This is a genomic window from Chitinophaga sp. 10T418, assembly GCF_056394125.1.
The window spans coordinates 1-1,967 of record NZ_JBFTHG010000041.1; the positions used below are offsets into that span (position 1 = coordinate 1).

At 47.4% G+C, this 1,967-nt stretch carries 1 protein-coding gene; it reads left to right on the forward strand.

All coding sequences use genetic code 11. From position 1 onward, the window contains the following. Nucleotides 1-1,967 (forward strand): condensation domain-containing protein (locus AC1DCV_RS35660; RefSeq protein ID WP_477027663.1); only part of this gene is annotated, 1,967 nt, incomplete at both ends.

Consider the following 1,967-nt stretch of genomic DNA (forward strand, 5'->3'; position numbering starts at 1 on the left):
ATGGTATGGTGCCGGTGCAGCTGGTAGTGCTGGATCAATTTCCGTTGCTGAACAACGGTAAGATAGACCGCCGTGCTTTACCTGATCCGGGAGCAGATAATATGGCTGCCGGTGCATACGTAGCCCCGGCTACTGCACTGGAAACAGCGTTGGCGGGTATCTGGGCATCTTTGCTGGAAGTACCACAGGTAGGACTACACGACGACTTTTTTGCATTGGGCGGCCACTCACTACTGGCCATTCGCCTCATATCGGCTATGCGTAAACAATTATCGGTAGAAGTAACGATCGCCGATATCTTTGACTATCCTACTATTGCCCTGCTATCTGTACAGTTGGATCAACGTTCCGGTAATGTATTATTGCCGGCTATTACCCGCGGAGAGCGGCCATCACATATCCCGCTTTCGTATAGCCAGGAACGTTTATGGTTCATTGATCAGCTGGAAGGTAGTATCAACTATCATGTGGCGGCTGCATTCAGGCTGGAAGGAACCCTTGACCCTGCAGCTTTGTCCTATGCCATGAAAGAAATTGTAGATCGCCATGAGGTATTACGAACCATCATAGCTGATGATGCCGGTACTACCTACCAACAGGTGTTGGATGCCGGTCTGTGGCAGTTACAGATAATGGAGGATCCTGGTTATTCCGCTCCGGGTGTGTTAGAGGAGCATATACGGTCATTTATTGAAACGCCGTTCGATTTATCCGCAGATCATAAATTAAGGGTACAGTTAATAGTCTTAGGTGAAACAACGCATATCCTGGTAATTACGTTACATCATATTGCCTCTGATGGCTGGTCTACCAGCATCCTCATAAAAGAGTTGGTAGAACTATACAGCGCCTTCACAAACAAAAGACCCGCACAGTTGGCCGCATTACCTATACAGTATGCAGATTATGCCATCTGGCAAAGGAAATATCTCACGGGTACGGTATTAGATAAAAAACTGGATTACTGGAAAAGGAAACTGGCAGCAATACAAACACTACAATTACCTTATGATTTTCCCCGTACAGCTTTCACCGGCAAACGTGGTGCCTACAGGTATTTCCAGCTGGATCAGGATTTGGCCAACCAGTTGAAAGCTTTGTCGCAGCAACAGGGGGTGACCATGTATATGACATTATTGGCGGCCCTGAAGGTATTGTTGTATCGTTATACCGGTGAGGAAGATATCTGTGTAGGAAGTCCTACAGCCGGAAGAACGCAGCAGGAGGCAGAAGGCCTTATCGGCTTTTTCATCAATACGCTGGCATTACGTAGTGATCTGAAAGACAATCCTTCCTTTGCGGCATTCTTGCAGCAGGTAAAACAAACTACTTTGGATGCCTATGCACACCAGGAGGCGCCTTTTGAAAAAGTAGTGGAAAGCGTGGTTACTACCCGCGACCTTACCCGCCATCCCTTATTCCAGGTGATGTTTGTATGGCAAAATACGCCTGATTTACCAGCCATTCGTTTTGGCGATGTGCAATTATCGGAAGTGCCGGTATCACGCACCACTTCCCAGCTGGATCTGACATTATCCCTGCAGGAAACCAAGGATGGCTTACAGGGAGCGATCCAGTATTTTGCAGATCTGTTCAACGAAGAGACTATTGCACAACTGATATCGCATTACGAAGCATTACTGCGGGCGGTGGTACAATCACCTGATGAGCGTATCAATACATTGAGGCTATTGAGTGCAGAGAAGGAACAGGTATTGCTGGCAACATTGAATGATAACGTTGACGCCTATCCGGAAGATAAAGCACTCACCGCTTTATTTGCAGAACAAGCTGCACTTCATCCTGCGGTTACTGCAGTGGTGGCAGGTGAACAAAGACTTACCTACGGTGAACTGGAGCAACGCTCCGATCAACTGGCCCATTACCTGCAAACGAACGGTGTAACTGCCGGATCATTTGTAGGTATCTGTATTGAGCGATCCGTGGAGATGATAGTTGGTATACTG